This window comes from Neobacillus sp. DFD-2R (assembly GCF_057747865.1).
In genome coordinates this window covers 679,858-699,652 of the sequence record NZ_CM173228.1, presented here as the reverse complement: position 1 = coordinate 699,652, position 19,795 = coordinate 679,858, and the positions used below count along the sequence as shown (strand labels likewise).

The 19,795-nt window shown below is 40.0% G+C and carries 17 protein-coding genes; 3 read left to right on the top strand and 14 right to left on the bottom strand.

The window, feature by feature from the left end:
• Positions 1-250 precede the first annotated feature (250 nt).
• Positions 251-2,116, top strand: a complete 1,866-nt coding sequence (locus AC3ANV_RS03325) for a hypothetical protein (protein WP_488312267.1) — start codon at positions 251-253, stop codon at positions 2,114-2,116.
• 237 nt (positions 2,117-2,353) lie between these two features.
• On the opposite strand, the gene hpf is transcribed toward AC3ANV_RS03325, so the two are convergent.
• Positions 2,354-2,905, bottom strand: a complete 552-nt coding sequence (hpf, locus tag AC3ANV_RS03320; protein WP_488312266.1) for a ribosome hibernation-promoting factor, HPF/YfiA family — start codon at positions 2,903-2,905, stop codon at positions 2,354-2,356.
• Positions 2,906-3,141: 236 nt separating this feature from the next.
• Here hpf and AC3ANV_RS03315 point away from each other — a divergent pair, with 236 nt between their 5' ends.
• Positions 3,142-3,648, top strand: a complete 507-nt coding sequence (locus AC3ANV_RS03315; RefSeq protein WP_488312265.1) for a spore coat protein — start codon at positions 3,142-3,144, stop codon at positions 3,646-3,648.
• A 60-nt stretch (positions 3,649-3,708) separates the two neighbouring features.
• Here AC3ANV_RS03315 and AC3ANV_RS03310 read toward each other — a convergent pair whose 3' ends face one another.
• The 5 genes from AC3ANV_RS03310 to AC3ANV_RS03290 all read right to left on the bottom strand — a co-directional run bounded on the left by AC3ANV_RS03310 (position 3,709) and on the right by AC3ANV_RS03290 (position 9,962).
• Positions 3,709-4,425, bottom strand: coding sequence for a ComFC family protein (locus tag AC3ANV_RS03310; protein WP_488312264.1), 717 nt, complete (start codon positions 4,423-4,425; stop codon positions 3,709-3,711).
• Positions 4,426-4,600: 175 nt separating this feature from the next.
• Complete coding sequence (locus AC3ANV_RS03305) at positions 4,601-6,082, bottom strand: ATP-dependent helicase ComFA (RefSeq protein WP_488312263.1); 1,482 nt, start codon at positions 6,080-6,082, stop codon at positions 4,601-4,603.
• A gap of 974 nt (positions 6,083-7,056) precedes the next feature.
• Positions 7,057-7,896, bottom strand: coding sequence for a DegV family protein (locus AC3ANV_RS03300; RefSeq protein WP_488312262.1), 840 nt, complete (start codon positions 7,894-7,896; stop codon positions 7,057-7,059).
• Positions 7,897-8,071: 175 nt separating this feature from the next.
• Positions 8,072-8,755, bottom strand: a complete 684-nt coding sequence (locus tag AC3ANV_RS03295) for a response regulator (RefSeq protein WP_488312261.1) — start codon at positions 8,753-8,755, stop codon at positions 8,072-8,074.
• Between the two features lie 64 nt (positions 8,756-8,819).
• Entirely contained in the window at positions 8,820-9,962 is a 1,143-nt protein-coding gene (locus tag AC3ANV_RS03290) for a sensor histidine kinase (protein ID WP_488312260.1), read from the bottom strand.
• Positions 9,963-10,285: 323 nt separating this feature from the next.
• Here AC3ANV_RS03290 and AC3ANV_RS03285 point away from each other — a divergent pair, with 323 nt between their 5' ends.
• Positions 10,286-10,921, top strand: a complete 636-nt coding sequence (locus tag AC3ANV_RS03285) for a YigZ family protein (RefSeq protein ID WP_488312259.1) — start codon at positions 10,286-10,288, stop codon at positions 10,919-10,921.
• Between the two features lie 29 nt (positions 10,922-10,950).
• Here the strand turns inward: AC3ANV_RS03285 and AC3ANV_RS03280 are convergent, their stop codons facing one another.
• The 8 genes from AC3ANV_RS03280 to rfbA all read right to left on the bottom strand — a co-directional run bounded on the left by AC3ANV_RS03280 (position 10,951) and on the right by rfbA (position 19,648).
• On the bottom strand, positions 10,951-12,015 hold the full coding sequence (locus AC3ANV_RS03280) for a glycosyltransferase family 4 protein (RefSeq protein WP_488312258.1): 1,065 nt from the start codon (positions 12,013-12,015) through the stop codon (positions 10,951-10,953).
• Positions 12,016-12,203: 188 nt separating this feature from the next.
• On the bottom strand, positions 12,204-13,274 hold the full coding sequence (locus AC3ANV_RS03275; RefSeq protein ID WP_488312257.1) for a glycosyltransferase family 4 protein: 1,071 nt from the start codon (positions 13,272-13,274) through the stop codon (positions 12,204-12,206).
• A gap of 487 nt (positions 13,275-13,761) precedes the next feature.
• Positions 13,762-15,216, bottom strand: a complete 1,455-nt coding sequence (locus tag AC3ANV_RS03270; protein WP_488312256.1) for an oligosaccharide flippase family protein — start codon at positions 15,214-15,216, stop codon at positions 13,762-13,764.
• Between the two features lie 32 nt (positions 15,217-15,248).
• A complete protein-coding gene (locus tag AC3ANV_RS03265) occupies positions 15,249-15,995 on the bottom strand; it encodes a LicD family protein (protein WP_488312255.1) in 747 nt (248 codons plus the stop codon).
• 321 nt (positions 15,996-16,316) lie between these two features.
• A complete protein-coding gene (rfbD, locus tag AC3ANV_RS03260; RefSeq protein ID WP_488312254.1) occupies positions 16,317-17,162 on the bottom strand; it encodes a dTDP-4-dehydrorhamnose reductase in 846 nt (281 codons plus the stop codon).
• Positions 17,163-17,172: 10 nt separating this feature from the next.
• Positions 17,173-18,183: a dTDP-glucose 4,6-dehydratase gene (rfbB, locus tag AC3ANV_RS03255; RefSeq protein WP_488312253.1), complete on the bottom strand. Its 1,011-nt coding sequence runs from the start codon at positions 18,181-18,183 to the stop codon at positions 17,173-17,175.
• A gap of 12 nt (positions 18,184-18,195) precedes the next feature.
• Entirely contained in the window at positions 18,196-18,756 is a 561-nt protein-coding gene (gene rfbC, locus AC3ANV_RS03250; RefSeq protein WP_488312252.1) for a dTDP-4-dehydrorhamnose 3,5-epimerase, read from the bottom strand.
• A 10-nt stretch (positions 18,757-18,766) separates the two neighbouring features.
• Positions 18,767-19,648: a glucose-1-phosphate thymidylyltransferase RfbA gene (gene rfbA, locus AC3ANV_RS03245; protein WP_488312251.1), complete on the bottom strand. Its 882-nt coding sequence runs from the start codon at positions 19,646-19,648 to the stop codon at positions 18,767-18,769.
• Positions 19,649-19,795: the final 147 nt, after the last annotated feature.

The window sequence follows — 19,795 nt, the reverse complement described above, 5'->3', positions numbered from 1 at the left end:
CCAACAAATAGCGCCACTACTTGTTAGCTTTAAAAAAATGAAATGTAATTTTAACAGACAAGGTAGCAATAGTAATATTGTTACCTTTGTCATTTTATTATTCCACAAAGACACAAACCTGTCAAAAAATCGCTCCATTTCCGCCCCAACTTTCACTAACCTTCATTGTTATAATATACATATAATCCCTATATATAAGAAACAAACCGTAAAAACTTACATAAATTCACAGAAAAAGAGATGAATGGAAATGAAAATATTCGCTAGGATTAACAATCCTTATTTTAATAGTTTATCAATCTTAATGTTGATTGCCTCTTATGTCTTTTTATTACCTAGCTCCGTTACTTTTGCAGCAGCGGGTGACCCACCCGCGATTACAATCACCACTCCGGCTACAAACGCTACGCTAAATAAAAAACAGGTTGTGATTTCAGGTACCTATACCGATGATAATCTTTCATCGAATGACCTGCTTTTTACAGTCTATGATAGCTCGAATGACCAAGATGTCAAAATCTCAAATTCAGATACGAATTCTGTCAATTGGAATTTGTCGACTAATGGTACGAATAAAACCTGGACCTTTTCAAAAATCTTAACTGATGGCCAACATATCATTACAGTAGAACTTAAAGAGAAAACAACCACTGCCGAGCCGGTTACAGCCGGTGTTACTTTTACGATTGATACAAATCCATATGTATCAGGTACAGGAGTTATTCTGACGGATGACACGTTACGTAATGGTGAAGATTTAACAAGTATACCTCAAGATGCAAAAATTAAAATGACCATTACAGACGACAAACCTATGACTCAGCTCGTAAGTAAAATTCGTTCTACATCCAATCCTTACAATCCGTTTAAGGTCATGTTAGGTACAAACCTAGTTGCGGGGACTGTAAGTATTATTGATCTTGGGAGCCAATCTGGTAATTATTCATACGATTTAATTTTTTCTCCCGGTGCACCCTTAGCATTAAACACAACTTATTTAGTATATCTCGATCCAAATTTAACGGATGATTCAACTAATCCCGTTTATGCAAAATTCTTCAAGTTTACAACAAAAAGTGATATGGATGATAATGATAACCCGCATGGCCATTATCAATTAAACACGAATATGTGTGCTGTCTGCCACAGTACACACGTCGGATCCGACAACTCTCTTGAAGGCGGTTCCTATCAGACTACTTTTTACGATAAACTAAAAGCTGATCCATCAGAGAACTATTGTATGGCATGTCATGACGGAACAACCAATGCACCGATCATTGATAAAATAAATAGTAAATTCCATCATAATAATCCGGCTGATTATTCGCAAACAGGAACAAACAATTTAAAGGAAGCCAATTCATGTACGAGTTGTCATAACCCTCACTTGGAATGGTCTGAACAGAATCAAAATTTACTAAAAGACCATTATGTTTATTCACATAACCAAGATGATATAAACAAAGGACTTGATGCTAATTCACTAATTGCAGATAGTTTAGATAAGCCATGCGATTCCTGTCATGGTGACAATGAGGTAAACCATCAAAATACTGCTTCAGGTACTTACGAGCAGTTTTCATATAAAAAGTCAACTTCGGTAACAGGGCAATTAAGTGATTATTCACTTTGCCTAAGGTGCCATAACACAGCTAAAAAGGCAGCCGATGCAACGATTTCGGATATAGAGCAATATTACAAAGACCCGGCTTCCGGCCATAATTTTACCATTCCGGCAGAACAAACCGGTCAGGATGACGGAAGCACCTTAAACGGTCCGATTCCATGTGCAGAATGCCATGATACTCACGGTTCAAACAATATTATGAATCTAAGAGAACAGCTTGGAAACGTTCAAGTTTCTGATGCGGAAAAATTTAAAACGACCGGCACTTCATGGACGGCCGCTAACGAGCGTACATTTTGTCTAAAGTGTCATAACAATACAACCAAGATTTATGGTAAAACAGGTACATTTAATACAAAAAATGCTACGGGTGATCCAATTACCGGTCACCAAGCAGGAGATCAACAAGCTTGCTCTTACTGTCACGGCGGTGCATCGCGAACAGCAATCGAAGCAGCACATGCACCTAAAAAAACGACTCCATAATAAGAAACGAGAGGCATCCCCTCTCGTTTTTTAATTCTTCTTCAGCCACTCCTGAATTCCCTCTACGCCTTTATATGAGACACCTCCAGTAATATCCATAGTTTAACACCATTTTCGATTGAAACATTGCCGACCCTTGATTATTTACATTATCCTAAAAATTCCAACATATAGATCTCATTCTTATACTTAAAAAACGCAGCCCCGACTGTTTTCGGAGCTGCGTTCCTGTTCTAATTAATGTGCTTCAATTAAGCCGTAGCGGCCGTCTTTCCGTTTGTAAACAACGTTGGTGCGGTTGGTGTCCGCATTTGTAAATACATAGAAGCTGTGACCTAGCATGTTCATTTGCAGAATCGCTTCTTCACTGTCCATTGGTTTAAGGTCGAAGCGCTTTGTACGAACAAGCTCCAGTTCGTCTTCATCTAAATCATGATGAACTTCAGTATGTTCAGAAGTTGCAAACGTAATCGGAAAATCGCCTTTTTCACGGAATTTACGGTTTACCTTTGTTTTATGCTTGCGAATTTGACGCTCAAGCTTGTCAGAAATCAAGTCAATCGCAGCATACATATCAACATTTGTTTCTTCAGCACGAAGAACAAGATGCGGTAGAGGAATGGTAACCTCTACTTTGGAGGATTTATCTTGATTGAATCTTAAATTCACATGTACTTTTGCTTCAGGCGATTCAGTAAAATAGCGATCCAATTTCGCTATTTTCTTTTCTACATAATCTCTAATTGCTGGAGTTACCTCAATGTTTTCACCACGAACGTTATAATTCATTTGTGGATTCCTCCTTTATTTAAACCTATGTAATTACATTTCTATTTTACCCTATGAAAATCCTGCTAAAACAGAACAATAATTTTGTCGAATTTTTGACAAAAACATCAGAGAAATAGTGACAAGCTTCTTTATTTACACCTGATGCTATACTTTATTTTTATAAAAAGGACAATTTACCGTTAATAGCCACATAGAATAGGCTACATAGATGAAAAATGAATGGGGGAGTCCAAATGGTTCATGAAGACAGGAAAATGCTTGCATGGCATGAAACAATGGAGCTGCACGAACTGGTGGCCTTTCAATCTCTGGAGCTAATGAAATTGAAGATGTCTTTTAAAAAAGTACCCGAGCACGAACTAAAGGAGCTCTACAGAAAATGTATCCATGAGCTGGAAGCAAATCTTAACGAGCTATTGAAGTTTTATCCGTCGGCCCAAGGCTATAAAGGAAGATCTGACGAACAGAGTGAGGATTTGCGGGAGGATGCCGGCTTTTACGCTGGAAAATTGCTGTCTCTTTCAAAATCCTCGGTCCGTAATCTTGCTGCAGCGATTACGGAAACAGCCACACCCGGTTTAAGAAAAACCTTTACCAACCAGTTGATTGCCGCTATTCACGGGCACGAAAGGATTTACAACTACATGCTTAAGCACGGTTTTTACCCGTCTTACGATTTAGGCCACTTACTGGGAATGGATATCCATAATGCGCAAAAGGCACTGAAGATGGAGTATTGAGGGTGGAGAGGCGGTTGGTCATGCCAACCGCCTTCTTTACTTGTAAGATCCGACATTTACCTACCTGGCAAGGGTTAGTGATTCAATGCATTCGGCCCCTGCCTCTTTTAACAGCTTGGCAGCATGTCTCAGTGTAGAACCGGTTGTATAAATATCGTCGATGAGAATAATCTTTTTTCCAGCTAAATTCAGATTTTCACTGAGTTGGAAAACTTGAGGAATATGAATCCGCTCTGACCTTGTTTTTTTCGATTGCTTTTCGGAATGAATTCGCGAAAGAATCGGGGATGGGGGAAGTCCTGATTCGATTAATAGGGCATGCGCCTGGTTAAACCCGCGTTCATAAAGCCTTTCTTCACTTAAAGGAATGGGGACAAACAAATCGGCCTTTATTTTTTGAAGCTCCTCTCGGAAAAATTCAGCGAATACCTTTGCCAATACATAATCTCCCCGGAATTTATACCTTGCGATGACTTCTTTTATAAAATCATTGTAGAGAAAGATGGAATGGTTTTTATTGAGATAGCCTTGCCACTCGTCGTCTCCCTCCCAACGAACGCAATCATGGCACAAATCCCCGGAGCGGAATTTCTCATCTACTTGAGCAAACGGTCTGCTGCAAATCCGACACGTTTCCCCTTCAATTTTCTCAAGCTTCCCTTCGCATGTTGGACAAAGGAGTAGCCTTTTTTCTTTAGAAAAAATGGCCCGCCAGCCAACAGAAGGCAAAATAATTTCATGACATAAGAGGCAACGTTCTTGGGGAAATGGGTTCATAAGCCTCAGCTCTTTTCCTTTGTTTTCCTGTTCCCGCGGATATAAAGGAGAATTCGGCGATTTTCATAAATGATTCCGCCAACTTTTGAATGGATTCCGCGCATTTTAACAACCCTTCCGCCGTGTTCACCATTAATACCGCAATTCCCGGTTTCAGCTTATCTTTTTAGCGATTTCATCCATCTATCAGTCCTTTCTCGATCCCTTCCCGATTCATGGTAATAATCTGCCTCCGCGCTTTAAGCATCTCTTCCGTTTTACCGTAATGAAAAAAGGTCACTACCCCATCAGGATGGGCTGCACTTCTCCCGGCCCTGCCGGAAATTTGGACAAGGGCACTTTCGGTAAAAATAGTATCCTCCGCTCCAACCACCGCAACATCAATATTTGGGAAAGTAACGCCTCGCTCTAAGATTGTCGTCGTCAGCAGTAATGGGATTTCTTTGGCACGCATTTTTTGAACCTTTTCTTTCCTGCTTGGATCTTCGGCATGGACAGCCTCAATAGAAGGAGAAAATTGGCGGAGTATAGGTAATGCTTTTTCCATGAGAGGAATATGCGGGAAAAAGATTAGTACCTGCTTTTGGCTATCGATTCGCTGTTTTATCCATTTGAGGATATTGGCCGGCAGCTTATTTTTTTGTAAAAGCTTTTGCCAGTTGCCACACCAAATAAATTGAGGAACAGGAAGCGGGTGGCGGTGGAATCTTGCAGGGATGGTGGTAAACGGCCTCTTGCCTGCCCGGCATTCTTTTTGCCATTTTTGATTTGGGGTCGCGGTGAGGTAAACCATGGACGATTCAGGCTTTCGTGCTTGAATAGCGGCATATTGCAGTGATTCTTCCACTGTATAGGGGAAGGCATCGACCTCATCCAAAATCATAGCATCGAAGGCATGGTAAAAACGGAGGAGCTGGTGGGTGGTGGCAATCGTGAGCGGCGCAAAAAGATGACGGTCCTCACTCCCTCCGTAAAGTGAAGCAACCGTTATTTTTGGAAAAGCCGCCTTTAACCTTGGAGTGAGTTCGAGAACAACGTCCGTCCTTGGAGTGGCGATACAAACTCTCTTCCCTGCGGCAAGTGCTGCCTCAATCCCTGCAAACAGCACCTCTGTTTTCCCGGCACCGCACACCGCCCAGACAAGGAGCTCTTTATTTGACCGGAGCGCTTCCACTACCTGATTGGAAGCCGATTTTTGTCCTTCTGACAAACTACCTTGCCATTCAAGGATTTGTGGCGGAAACTCGATGTTTGGCGCTGGACCATCCCAGCCAATTAAAGGGGTGCAGGCACTGATTCTCCCCATCATTAGGCAATGTCGACAATACAGGCATGTTTCGCTGCATCTCGCGCAGGGGTAAGTTTCAAACCAATGTGGCTCCTTGTTTCCGCAGCGTGCGCAAATTGGTTTTTTGCTGATGAATTCAATCCCTTTTCGGTAGGTTACACATCCATGTTCATAATGAGTTTGAATTTCATCGATGGTGAATGGGAGATCGTCAAGAAGCAGCTGTTTTCCGGTAAGTTGTTGTTGGAGTTCACGGTTAAAGGAGAAATTGGGATTCAGTGGTGGTTGGGGAATGTTTGGGATTTTTGAAATTGGTAATGAGTCCTCATTTTGAGGGGTTAACATTTCATTTTTTATAGAAAAGCGCATGAGGTCACCTTCTTTATAGTTGATAGTGGTGATTATGTTGGTAGATGCGATTCTTAGGAAGAGAGATGGAGGAATTTCAGTACTGTCTATTGATTCTATAAAGACTTAATAAATCCCTGTAAATTGTCGAATATTCTTTTTATGAAAATTTCTCACTATTTTTCTATTTTTATTTGCCAACTCCGAAGAAGCTCCCTCCAAAATTAGGTACCTTCCTCTTCTATTTTTTTAATTATGGAAAGTTTTTGGTGTGGATTCTTTTATCTTAGGGTACTTTTTAGGCGATCTCCCCTTTACCTGCCACTTCGAATAATTTACCTGCCACTTTTGTGATTTTACCTGCCACTTCGAATAATTTACCTGCCACTTTCGACGTTTTACCTGCCAACTGCCTCAGACAACCCACTAATATAGCTAAAAAGCAAGGCCGAAGCCTTGCTTAGGTAACTCCCCTTCCTATTTTTTAAATTTTTACCATTTTTTAGCAGAAACCCTCTTGATTATCCTCTATCTAATGTTACCTTCTTTAGATGATCTCCTCTTTACCTGCCACTTTTGTGATTTTACCTGCCACTTCGAACAATTTACCTGCCACTTCGAACAATTTACCTGCCACTTTCAACGTTTTACCTGCCAACTGCCTCAGACAACCCACTAATATAGCTAAAAAGCAAGGCCGAAGCCTTGCTTAGGTAACTTCCCTTCCTATTTTTTAAATTTTTACCATTTTCTGGTAAAAACCCTCTTGATTATCCTCTATCTAATGTTACCTTCTTTAGATGATCTCCTCTTTACCTGCCACTTTTGTGATTTTACCTGCCACTTCGAACAATTTACCTGCCACTTCGAACAATTTACCTGCCACTTTCGACGTTTTACCTGCCAACTGCCTCAGACAACCCCATTAAATTTAAATGGCATGGTTCCACACCATAAATTTAAAATACAAAAAAACCACTCCGACCTCAATGTTATTATTTTTTCATCCATCCAAGCCCCATGGCTCCTTCGCCGAGGTGGGTGCCGATGACGGCGCCGAAGTAACTGATCGAGAATTCGACATTCGGATAGATGGCTGCGAGCTCATCACGCCATTCGTTGGCTTCCTGTTCGCGGTTGGCGTGAATAATAACTGCCCGATAATCGGCACCGCTTAAGGCGTCTTCACCGAGCAGCTCCACCATACGCTTCATCGCTTTTTTCCGTGTACGGATTTTTTCAAAAGGAACGATTTTCTTATTTTCGAAATGGAGGAGCGGCTTTACCTGGAGCAGACCTCCGATGAATGCCTGGGCACTCGAAAGTCGGCCGCCGCGCTGAAGATGCGACAAATCATCGACCATGAAATAGGCCCGGGCCGACTGCTTCAGCTCCTCCAAGCGTCTCAAAATCGCCTCAGGCTTCTCGCCCCTTGAAGCCCATTCTGCCGCTTCGAGAGCATAAAAGCCTTGCACCATGCAGCTAATTTCTGAATCAAACGGCAAGACCTTAATACCCTCAACCATACCTCCGGCGGTACCTGCACCTTGGAAGGTGCCGCTGATTCCGCTTGAAAGGTGAATACTAATGACAGCATCATAGTCCCCGGATAATCGCTCGAACAGCTCGACAAATTGGCCGACCGAAGGCTGGGATGTCTTTGGGAGTTCTTTATTTTTTACTTCTTGATAGAATTCACCGGCGGAAATCTCGCTTTCTTCTGCATAGGCCTCGTTTCCGAAAATGACATTTAACGGGACCATAAAGATATTCCATTTATCTCGTAATTCCTTCGGGATGTATGCGGTACTATCCGTGACAACTGCCGTTTTCATAGGAGATTGACCATCCTTAACTTTTTTCTCTACTATATGTATAGTAATTATTTTATATGAAAAATAGTTTAATTGCATTATTTTTAAAAAAGCTATGTTAAACTTGCCTGTTGATTTCCGCTCCAATCAAAAAAAGAGCACACCAATGGCATGCTCTTTCACCTGTCTACTACTATTATCGCACTTCGACCCAGCCATTTTTGATGGCAACGACAACTGCTTGTGTGCGGTCATTTACGTTCATTTTTTGCAAAATATTGCTGACATGATTTTTGACAGTTTTTTCGCTAATAAATAAGGCTTCGCCGATACCGCGGTTGCTTTTTCCATCCGCAAGCATTTGCAGTACTTCGCATTCCCGGCGTGTTAGTAAATGCAATGGACGGCGGATTTCGACTGTTGGTATATAGGTGCCGCCACGGGTGCGTCCCACAGTTAATCTCCGATATTCATTGACTAAATTATGGGTAACCTTTGGATGAAGGTAAGAACCGCCTTCGGCAACGACTTTGACTGCATCAATCAAGGCATCTGCGTCCATTTCTTTTAGGAGATAGCCGCTGGCACCGGTTTGCAATGCATGAGTCACGTAATTTTCATCGTCGTGAATAGATAATATGATAATCTTTGTGTCCGGGTATTTTTCCACTAGCTCGCGGGTTGCCTCTACACCATTCATTTCAGGCATATTAATATCCATAATGACAACATCCGGATTGTATGATTGTACAATATTTACCGCTTCGCTTCCATCATCACCTTCAGCAACGACTTGAAATGTTTTTTCAAATTCAAGAATTCGTTTAACCCCTTCTCTGAATAGTTGATGGTCATCAATAATAGCAATTTTCGTATTCATTTTCTTCGCCCCCTTAATCCTTCTAAATTCGATTTCTTTATCATAAGTAGCTTCGACGAGTTGGTTAGTCGATTAATGGAACACGAATGCTAACTGCAGTTCCCTTGCCAATTTTTGAATCAATGGTAATTTCGCCATCCAGCAAATCTACCCGTTCTTTCATTCCGATAATACCAAAGGACTCAGGCTTTTTATCCTGTGTATTAAAGCCTACGCCATTATCTTTGATCAAAACGGTGATGGCTGATTTTGTCATTTCCAGCTTAACTTTAATTTCGCAGGCGTTGGCATGCTTAAGTGCATTTTGCACCGACTCCTGAATCATTCGGAAAAGTGCGACCTCATATTTGGCCGGCAGCCTGCTTTCCAAACCAATATTCACAAAATCAATTCTAGAGTGGTTATGATATTCTTCGATTGTTTGTAAATATTTTCTGAGGGTAGGAACGAGACCTAAATCATCTAAGGCCATAGGCCGTAAGTCGTAAATAATTCTGCGCACCTCGTAGAGAGCGGAGCGGACCATTTTTTTGAAGCTGTGTACTTCCGTAAACGCCTCATCTGCTCCTTTTTCGCGATAAACGCGTTCGATTAGATCAGAGCGCATGATGACGTTGGCAAGCATTTGCGCCGGGCCATCGTGAATCTCACGCGACAGGCGCTTCCTCTCTTCTTCCTGTGCTTCAATAATTTTTAAGCCGAAATCCTGCTTTGCTTTAGCATCTTTTAAAACTGCACCCATTTGTTTTAAATCACTCATTAAATAATTCATGACTACCGAGATTTGTGAAATCAGATGTTCGGCACGATCAATTGTTTCATCTAATCCCAGAAGCCTGCGTTCAAGGTCATCTCTTTTATCCCGAAGCTGTTCCTCAAACTGTCTGTTAATTGAAAGATCCATTTGAAGCTGATGTGCTTTTTCATATGCTTCTCGGACCTCTGCTTCAGAATATTGTTTGAAATTCTTACTAACTTCAGACAGATGAAGCCTTGCTTGTTGAACTTGACCTACAAGCTCGTCTCCTTCAGCCATAATTTTACCGGCCATTTGCTTCACATATAATAATTCATTGGTTATTTTTTCATAGTCCTGTCGGCAGTTTTCACCAATCCGGAAAATATCATTTTTACTGCAGGTAACCGTTTCGAGCATTTCTTCACGAATTTCATCAATCGATTTCACATTAACATTCTTCATTTTCATGTAGATTCCTCCAGGAGCGCTTACCCTTCAGGTCTTTTTACATATTTTAACTTGAATTATTATACTATACTAATCTGTCAGCTAAAATAAAGGCTAATCTCTCAAAATTCGGTAAAAAGTAGTATAATAGAAATACTAATTCTGTACCTTATTCACTATTAAACTACACTCATTTGAAAAAAAATAGCGTTTTAAACTTACAAATATGTCTTATTATAACATGCGAATTTTACTGTCATATTAAAGTTATATTACATCAATATTTTAGAAAATGACAAATACTAGATAAAAGAGAAATCTGATTCGGCTGGAAGGTGAAACCATTGCGAACGCGATACATTACAGTAAAAGATTATGGAGAGCATGAAATTTCGATCCAAAAATCCCGTTTTATTGCTCAAATCAAGCGAGCAGAAACAGAAAATGAGGCACAGGAATTTATCCAAATGATTAAGAAGAAGCATTGGAATGCCACACATAATTGCTCCGCTTACCTTATCGGAGAACATGACCAAATTCAAAAAGCGAATGATGACGGAGAGCCCAGCGGAACTGCAGGAGTTCCGATCCTTGAGGTGTTAAAAAAAAGAAACCTGAAGGATACGGTAGTCGTCATTACACGCTACTTCGGCGGGATTAAATTAGGGGCAGGCGGGCTGATTCGTGCTTATGGGAAATCCACCACAGAAGGGCTCGATGCAATCGGGATTGTCGAACGAAGGCTCGTGAATATCATGCATGTGAAAATTGATTATACCTGGCTGGGAAAAATTGAAAGAGAGCTGCGGGCCTCTGCCTTTAAAATTAAAGATATTCATTATTTGGATATCGTTGAGATAGAAGCCTATGTTGATGAAAACCAAGCTTCATCGTTTACTGAATGGATGGTCGAGCAAACAAATGGACAGTGTACGATTCAAAAAGGCGAAGCTGTTTATTTGGAAGAGGATATTGAATAAGCAAAAAGGGGCTCTAATGGAGTCCCTTTTTATAATCTGTTTTTAACAGTATTAATTTTCAGTATTCGCATGATTTTTAATAAAGGGTGAAAGTCTTTGCCCATCAGACCAATTTTTTCAGCAATAAATTCCATGATCAGAATTAACAAACCGATTAAGAAAAAAGCTCCCCCGATTCTGGCCTGCGAATAAATCACCGCTACCAGTCCAAAAAAAGCTGCCATTGCATAAATCAATAAAACCGTTTGACGGTGGGAAAATCCAAGTCGGAGCATACAGTGATGCAGATGGGATTTATCCGGTGCTGACAAAGGCTGTTTGTTAATAATTCTGCGGAGAATGGCAAAAATCGTATCTGAAATAGGTACGCCGAGGATGATTACCGGAATGATAAACGAAATAAAGGTTACATTTTTATATCCAAGTAATGAGAGGACGGAAATGATAAACCCTAAAAACAATGCTCCGGTATCGCCCATAAAGATACTGGCGGGATGAAAATTATAGATCAAAAAGCCCAGCGAACTCGCCAAAACAATTGACCCTACCATAACCACGTAAAGATTCCCCTGGATGATGGCCATTCCCGAGATGGTTATTAATGCAATTGAGGACACCCCTGCGGCAAGGCCATCCAGACCATCAATTAAATTAATGGCGTTTGTAATCCCGACAATCCATAGTATGGTAAAGGGGATACTTAAGAAACCGAATTCCAACTGTCCCCCAAAGGGCAAATTAATAAAAACCACTTGGAGGTCACCTAAAAAAACGACCGTTAATGCAGCGGCTAATTGGCCAAATAGCTTATATTTTGCAGGCAATTCAAACAGATCATCACAAAAGCCTGTTATAACAATAATGAGACTTCCAAGCAAAATTGCCAATGAGGAAGGGTTTTCAGGCTGTTCTATCAAGATGCCTATAATAAAGCTAATAAAAATCGCTAATCCTCCAAGCCGCGGCATGATGGATTGGTGGACTTTGCGCTTATTTGGCCGGTCCGTTGCACCAATTAAGAAGGCTAATTTTTTTATAAGTGGAGTTATGAGAATGGAAACGGCAAAACATACGATCAAGGTAAGATAAATCATAAAACTCCTCCTCGATAGTATCATGTCCATTAAAATCAAAACGAAAACAAATAATTAGTAGTAAAAATCGGATATTTTTTTAAAAAATTTTTTTTAATTCTTACATAATTTTTTTCAGATGAAACAATAATATATAGGACAAAAAAAGCCCATGGAAGATAGCATTCCATAGGCTTTCTATTATTCTATTAATTATTGTTTTTCATATTAATAGGCTTGATACCCCTCATGAACTTCAAGAGCGGTTGATAATCTTCACGAATTAAGCCGATTTTTTCAACAATGATTTCAATCACGATTAATAGTGTTAAAATTACAATCATTGAACCCCAAACAGTTGCTTGTGAGAAGATGAACGCAACAAGACCGAACACTGTGCTCATAGCATAAATAAGGAGGACGGTTTGTTGGTGCGAGAACCCGGTTCTGAGCAAGCAGTGGTGAAGATGTGATTTGTCAGGCGCCGATAACGGCTGCTTGTTCACCAAGCGGCGAATAATCGCAAAGAATGTATCTGAAATCGGTACCCCAAGAATTATGACAGGGATAATTAGCGATATAAAGGTTACGTTTTTATAACCTAAAAGCGATAAGACGCCAATGATATAACCTAAGAATAGAGCTCCTGTATCTCCCATAAAAATCTTAGCAGGATGGAAATTATATAGAAGGAAGCCAGACGTACTCGCAGCGACAATTAATGCGATAGCAGTAACATAGACGTTCCCTTGGATGTAGGACATTCCCGCGATTGATAATAAGGCAATTGTTGAAACACCGCCAGCTAATCCATCTAAACCATCAATTAAGTTTATTGCATTGGTGATCCCAATAATCCAAATCATTGTAAAGGGAATGCTCAAGAATCCAAAATTAATTTGACCGCCAAAAGGGAGTTTAATAAAATCAATATTCAAATTACCCCAAATAACGACAATGGCCGCTGCAGCAACTTGACCGGCTAATTTTAATTTTGGCGAAATTTCCTTAACATCATCAAACATACCAGTCAGGATGATAATTATGCTTCCGATAACGATTGGAAGATGGTACTCGTACCCACCATTGGGCTTTACGATTAAGATCCCGATAATAAAACTTAAAAATATCGCCAAGCCGCCTAATCTAGGCATTATTTTCACGTGAACCTTACGATGGTTCGGTTTATCTGTAGCTCCAATTTTAAAAGCTAGTTTTTTAACTAACGGGGTGAGGAGTATTGCCGCAAAAAAACAGATGACTAGAGTTAGATAAAACATAAGCCCCTCCATGGTAACTTATCCTAATATTTCTTAACTGGATATTTTTTTGGTTTTTTGGTTTTATATGAATCAATGAATCTTTGTGACAAACTTTCCTAATGGATTATAGCATAGACGATTGTAGAAATAAACTATCTTTTTCTACAACTATTTCCCATTTTGAAAAACTAAATGTGTTCCGGATTGCCGAAAATCATGATATTTATTGACATTCCATCAATAGCGAGGCATTTTTTCTGCCCGGAGAAAATTCATAAAATTGACAAATTCCTCACAGGCAACACCTCTAATTCCCGTTTAACGTCGAATTATGTTCCATTATTATTGACGTATGGCTTCAAGAAAAGTTTCACTAATCTTAAAAGAAAACACAGTATATCCTTCGAAGTTAAATTTTCCGTTATGACCTTCTACTATAAAAATGGCCCCTGTTTCCTACAAAAACAGAGGCTAATTTAGTCTCCACTAAGGACAATTAGCTATATTATGCACGTCCGAACCGGGTTTTAAGTTTACCTAAAAGCATTTGCAGAACAAAATCTTTTGTTACAATTAAAATTAACCCGTACAGGATTGAATTTACCGAGACAATCCCAATAAACAATGGAATGGGGCCGGAAAGAAAATGCCTGATCCCATAGGAAACGGGAATAAACAAAAGGGCATACACTAAATACTTTAATTTGCCAAAATTGAACAAACGATAATCGACCTTTAAGAAACGGCGGATATAACCGTATTCTAATAAAATTAACAGGAAATTAGCAATCGTTGTTGTTAAAATAGCATTTCTTGGCGTTAACCATCCCAGCTTTACTAATATAATTTTAAAAATAAGATTAATGATCCCGCAAAGAAAAATGAGTCTAACCAAGATATGTTCTTTCTTTTTCACATAAATAATCTGATTAGCAAAAATGGAGTCGATGCCGATTACGATCATATAAAAGGAAAACATGCTTAGCGCCGGGATTGCCGGAAGAAAACCTTTCCCGCCATAAATAAATACCGCTACATCAGAGAGAATATACATTCCGATGGAAGCAGGGAATAAAAAGGCAAAATACACCTTCGAAATATTATTTAGCAGGGTCATATATGACTTTTCATCGTTTGAGCCCAATATATTGGATAGTCTTGGAATCGTTACCTGAACAACACTCAGCATCAGCGTATTAATAATTCCCATTATTTGTTGCGGGATAACATAAAAGGATTCGGCTTTCGAATTCAGATAATCGCCTAGCATATAACGATCCAGCTGCGTATATAGAACACTTGCATTTGAAAATATGACAACAAGAAACATTGGCTTTAAATGTTCTTTAATACGAATATTTTTAAAGTCAAACTGCACTTTTCTTTTAATGAATACAAAACTGATAACATTATTTAGAAACATCGCTAAAACCAACAGTATTGCATAGTGCTGGTAATCCTTTACACTTTTAACAAAGATAAAGATGAGAACAACATATATAATACGGACAATAATGGTTTTAATGGTAATAAAGTCATAGTTCTCCATTGCTTCATTAACCCATTCCACGTAGAAAATGTTGCAAATAAAATTTAAGGCATAGATCATTAATATCGGGTAATAGGCCGTGCCTGAATATTTAAAATAAGTAAATGCAAGGTAACAAAGCAGGGCTGTTACACCCGTTACCGTGCTAATGGTATAAAGGCTTGTAAAGAGCTGTCTAACCTTTTGCTTATCTTCCCTGATCCGGCTCATTTCGCGTAAGCCATATTGATAAACACCAAAGGTAGCAAAAATGAGGAAATAGGTATAAATAGTTTCCCCAAATTGGACTTTACCAATGGAATACGACCCTAATACCCTGTTCACATACGGTCCAACTAAAATCGGAAGGATTAGATTAAAAACATTTAATAAAACCTTATAAATAATATTTTTAAATAATGATTTTTTCATAAAAAACCCTTCTGGTTCGTAAAATATGATGCTTATTTATTGTACAAAATAGCTCTTGCATTATCTCGGTAAGGGAGTATCTCTATATCTAACTTTGTCCAATCCCAGTTTTCGTCTTTAGTCATATAGGTTGGACCGTAATTATCCTGCAAATATTGATCATAGCTTTCCGGGATTGGGAACTGTTCACCTTTGAAATCAATCCACTTAATACCCGTAAAGGTCGAGGTTATTTTTTTGACAGAAAGCCCCGTTACAACCGTATATTCAGGCAATTTTTGATAAAAGGTATGCTCCCCTTCTTCCTCGGCAAAACAATTGACCGTATCCTTAGCCTCACCGGGAAAATAGTAGTAAATATCCAGATTCACACCATTAAAAAGGTAGGTCTCTTCGATTATTTTTTCATCCAGCCAAAACTCACGCAATTTTTCAAAGCCGCGATTTTTCATCGCTGCTTCGAATTTTTTTGCATTTTCATTCCCCATAAAAAAAGTACCTAAATCTATATCTGCATCATGACCAATAAAGTCCTTCTCGCGTACCGCACCGAGCAAAGTTCCATAATCAAGCCAAAATTCCCGGTTTATTTCTTGGAAGGCCTTTTTCGCTTGAACGAGACTTTCCAGTCCGAATGTATGCACAGATTCCCTTTTCTGAGCTTCCGCTTGGTTTCGATAATGCTGATTAATTTTTGCTAAAATGGGATTCGATTTAAGTGTCTTATAGACCTTCCTGTTTCGAAAGTAAGACTTCACTTTTTCAAATGTCGTGCTCATCCTAAATTCTTCCCCCTAGATGACGCTATTTTCTTTTTATAGAAAGGCTCTGTTAAACTTGCCTGTTGATTTCCGCTCCAGGCACTCGCTTTGCGCCTGCGGGGTCTCCCTTGACCTGCTTCTCCCGCAGGAGTCTCGCGCCTTCCGCTCCAATTAACATAGTGAGCTAAATCAACAATGAGCTTTAACATAGCCTATAGAAAAAGAGAATGACTCAAAAGGGCCTGCCCCCTCTTGGTATCACAGTAGTAGTGCCCAACAGGTGCACTTTTACCGGATCTTGTGGTTGAGGGGTCTGGCCCTTGTTCCTGAGTCATCCTCCTATCTTTTTGCTTCCTCTAAATAAGCAGCAAGTGCTTCTTTCCAGTCACGAAGCGGTGTTAAGCCTTGCTCTAAGATTTTTTCTTTGCTCAAAACAGAATATTTCGGACGGGCAGCCGGACGAGGGAATTGTTCAGTTGTTAATGGATTAACCGTTACCTTCAAGCCTGCCTGCTTGAAGATTTCAACGGCAAACTCATACCAGGAACAAACACCGCTGTTTGTCGCGTGATAAATACCATATTTCTCAGTTTCCATTAATTCAACCATAAACCTTGCTAAATCAACGGTATAGGTTGGTGAACCGACTTGGTCATGAACAACTCCCACTTCACCGCGTTCTTCGCCAAGGCGAAGCATTGTTTTCACAAAGTTTTGGCCATGAACACCAAACACCCAAGCAGTACGAACGATAAAGAATTGCTCTAAATGCTTTTGAAGCAATTCTTCACCGGCTAATTTCGTTCTTCCGTAAGCACCAATAGGTTTGGTGGCTTCATTCACCTCGTAAGGCTCAGTCGCCGTACCATCAAACACATAGTCCGTACTAATGTGGAGCATCTTTGCTCCAACCTGTTTTGCCGCTTTGGCAAGATACTCTGTGCCTAAAGCATTAACCTTATAGGCAGCATCTTCATTTTCCTCTGCCGCATCGACATTTGTATAAGCAGCACAATGTAAAATAACATCCGGCTTTACGGCTTGGATAAATGCTATTACATCCTGTTCATTCGTAATATCCATTTTTCCCCGGTCCGCACCAATGGCTTCATGGTTTTTACGGCCCAATTCCAACACGACATCTTGGCCTAATTGGCCGGCAGCACCTGTTACAACAACCTTCATCACTCTACCCCTATCTGTCGCCATATTGGGATTTTACATATTCCTGATACTCGCCGGAAATGATGTTTTCCCACCATTCACGATTATTTAAATACCAATTAATAGTCTGTTCAATACCTGTGTCAAAATTATATTTTGGCGACCAGCCAAGCTCAGTGCGCAATTTCGTTGCATCAATCGCATAACGGCGGTCGTGACCGGGACGGTCTTTAACAAATTTCATTAATGATTCAGGCTTACCAAGATGCTTTAGAATGGTTTTAACGATTTCGATATTGGTCCGTTCGTTATTACCGCCGACATTATACACTTCACCATTACGTCCCTGATGAAGAACAAGGTCGATTGCCTGGCAATGGTCTTCAACATGAAGCCAGTCACGGATATTAAGCCCGTCACCGTAAATTGGCAGTTCTTTATCATTTAAAGCATTAATAATCATTAATGGGATAAGCTTTTCCGGGAAGTGGAATGGCCCATAGTTATTGGAACAACGTGTAATATTGACCGGAAGTCCGAAAGTTTCATGATAGGCACGGACAAGCATGTCTGCACCTGCTTTACTGGCACTATACGGACTGTTGGCAGCAAGCGGTGTTTCTTCTGTAAAATAGCCGGTTTCGCCAAGGGTACCATATACTTCATCAGTTGATACTTGAAGATATTTTGTAACACCCAACGTTTTTGCTGCATCAAGCAGTGCAAGTGTTCCTTGGATATTCGTTTGCACAAAAATACCCGGGTCAGTAATACTGCGGTCAACATGAGACTCAGCAGCAAAGTTTAATACATAATCAAACTTCTCTTCCCGGAACAGGCCGTTAATAAATTCGCGGTCAGCAATATCACCGCGGACGAACTTATAGTTTGGCGCATTTTCAATGTCCTTTAAGTTCTCAAGATTTCCTGCATACGTTAATAAATCTAAATTGACTATGTTGTATTGCGGATATTTATTTACCATATAGCGGACGAAGTTGCTGCCGATGAAACCGGCGCCGCCAGTAATTAATAATTTCATTAATACTGCCTCCTATTTTTCAAAAACAAAATTAAGATTGGTTGCTTCACTTAATGTAGGGTGTTTTGTATCTTTATCTGAAAGAATGGGATTAGCCGTTGGCCAATCAATACCGAGATCCGGGTCATTCCAAAGGATACCGCCGTCATGCTCAGGTGAATAATATTCATCAACCTTATAAGCAACAGTGGTGTCAGGCACCAATGTGCAAAAACCGTGGGCAAATCCTTTAGGAACTAAAAGCTGGCGTTTATTGTGTTCGCTTAAAATCACGCCGACCCATTGCCCGTAAGTTGGTGACCCTTTGCGAATGTCGACGGCAACGTCATAAATTGCTCCTGTTACGCAGCGTACGACTTTCGTTTGAGCTTTCGGGTTCAACTGAAAATGCAAGCCTCTTAACGTACCGACAGATGCCGATAATGACTGGTTGTCCTGGACAAAGTCATAATGTAAACCTAATTGCCCGAATAAATCTTTATTATAGCTTTCCATAAAGTATCCGCGGTGATCACCAAATACTTTCGGTTCTAAAATTTTCACGCCGGATAATTTTGTCTCAATCAAGTTCATGTTCTTAACCTCACTTAAGGATACTTTCTTGGTTTGCAATCTTAATTAAATATTGTCCATATTGATTCTTCTTTAAAGGCTCAGCAAGCTCAATCAGCTTCTCTTTTGTAATATAACCCATTTTGTAAGCAATCTCTTCAAGACAAGCAATTTTTAAGGATTGTCGTTTTTCAACAGTTTCAATGAATTGAGAAGCTTCCAGTAACGATGCATGGGTTCCGGTGTCAAGCCACGCATAGCCACGGCCAAGTAGTTCTACGTTTAGCTCGCCCATTTCAAGATAGGCTTTATTAATATCGGTAATTTCAAGCTCACCGCGCGGCGAAGGCTGAATGCTTTTCGCGATATTGACAACACGATTATCGTAAAAATAAAGGCCTGTTACGGCATAATTTGATTTAGGAACTTCCGGCTTCTCTTCGATCGATACTGCTTTATTGTTGTCATCAAACTCAACAACACCGAAGCGTTCCGGATCATTTACATAATAACCGAAAACCGTTGCTCCTGTTGGCCGGGACGCTGCTTTACGCAGAAGATCTGTTAAACCATGACCATAGAAAATATTATCTCCAAGCACAAGGGCTACATTATCATCGCCGATAAACTCTTCGCCTAAGATAAAGGCCTGGGCTAAGCCGCCCGGTTGGGGCTGAATTTTATATGTAAAGTTCATACCTAAATCTGATCCATCACCTAAGCTCTGTTCAAAGCGGGCAGTATCTTCAGGTGTTGAAATAATCAAAATATCCTTAATCCCGGCTAACATCAGAACGGATAATGGGTAATAAATCATTGGTTTATCATAAACCGGCAATAATTGTTTGGAAACGACCTTTGTTAACGGATAAAGTCTTGTGCCGCTGCCACCTGCAAGTATAATACCTTTCATTCTAGCCAACTCCTCTACTTTCAAAATAATTCTACAAAAATTGTCACGATGCTCCTTCATTATTATAGTGAAGGTACCTTAAAAATGAATAACACTCATGAAAATGTAACAAAAAAGTAATATCGGTTTTAACTATTTTGACCTAAA

What these genes read in the sequence shown, in the direction of transcription:
- hpf (WP_488312266.1), bottom strand. Translation starts at nt 2,905, where the DNA reads ATGAATTATAACGTTCGTGGTGAAAACATTGAGGTAACTCCAGCAATT.
- AC3ANV_RS03310 (WP_488312264.1), bottom strand. Translation starts at nt 4,425, where the DNA reads ATGAACCCATTTCCCCAAGAACGTTGCCTCTTATGTCATGAAATTATT.
- AC3ANV_RS03300 (WP_488312262.1), bottom strand. Translation starts at nt 7,896, where the DNA reads ATGAAAACGGCAGTTGTCACGGATAGTACCGCATACATCCCGAAGGAA.
- rfbC (WP_488312252.1), bottom strand. Translation starts at nt 18,756, where the DNA reads ATGAACTTGATTGAGACAAAATTATCCGGCGTGAAAATTTTAGAACCG.
- AC3ANV_RS03265 (WP_488312255.1), bottom strand. Translation starts at nt 15,995, where the DNA reads ATGAGCACGACATTTGAAAAAGTGAAGTCTTACTTTCGAAACAGGAAG.
- AC3ANV_RS03325 (WP_488312267.1), top strand. Translation starts at nt 251, where the DNA reads ATGAAAATATTCGCTAGGATTAACAATCCTTATTTTAATAGTTTATCA.
- rfbB (WP_488312253.1), bottom strand. Translation starts at nt 18,183, where the DNA reads ATGAAATTATTAATTACTGGCGGCGCCGGTTTCATCGGCAGCAACTTC.
- AC3ANV_RS03295 (WP_488312261.1), bottom strand. Translation starts at nt 8,755, where the DNA reads ATGAATACGAAAATTGCTATTATTGATGACCATCAACTATTCAGAGAA.
- AC3ANV_RS03290 (WP_488312260.1), bottom strand. Translation starts at nt 9,962, where the DNA reads ATGAAAATGAAGAATGTTAATGTGAAATCGATTGATGAAATTCGTGAA.
- AC3ANV_RS03270 (WP_488312256.1), bottom strand. Translation starts at nt 15,216, where the DNA reads ATGAAAAAATCATTATTTAAAAATATTATTTATAAGGTTTTATTAAAT.
- AC3ANV_RS03280 (WP_488312258.1), bottom strand. Translation starts at nt 12,015, where the DNA reads ATGATTTATCTTACCTTGATCGTATGTTTTGCCGTTTCCATTCTCATA.
- rfbD (WP_488312254.1), bottom strand. Translation starts at nt 17,162, where the DNA reads ATGAAGGTTGTTGTAACAGGTGCTGCCGGCCAATTAGGCCAAGATGTC.
- AC3ANV_RS03275 (WP_488312257.1), bottom strand. Translation starts at nt 13,274, where the DNA reads ATGTTTTATCTAACTCTAGTCATCTGTTTTTTTGCGGCAATACTCCTC.
- AC3ANV_RS03315 (WP_488312265.1), top strand. Translation starts at nt 3,142, where the DNA reads ATGGTTCATGAAGACAGGAAAATGCTTGCATGGCATGAAACAATGGAG.
- rfbA (WP_488312251.1), bottom strand. Translation starts at nt 19,648, where the DNA reads ATGAAAGGTATTATACTTGCAGGTGGCAGCGGCACAAGACTTTATCCG.
- AC3ANV_RS03305 (WP_488312263.1), bottom strand. Translation starts at nt 6,082, where the DNA reads ATGCGCTTTTCTATAAAAAATGAAATGTTAACCCCTCAAAATGAGGAC.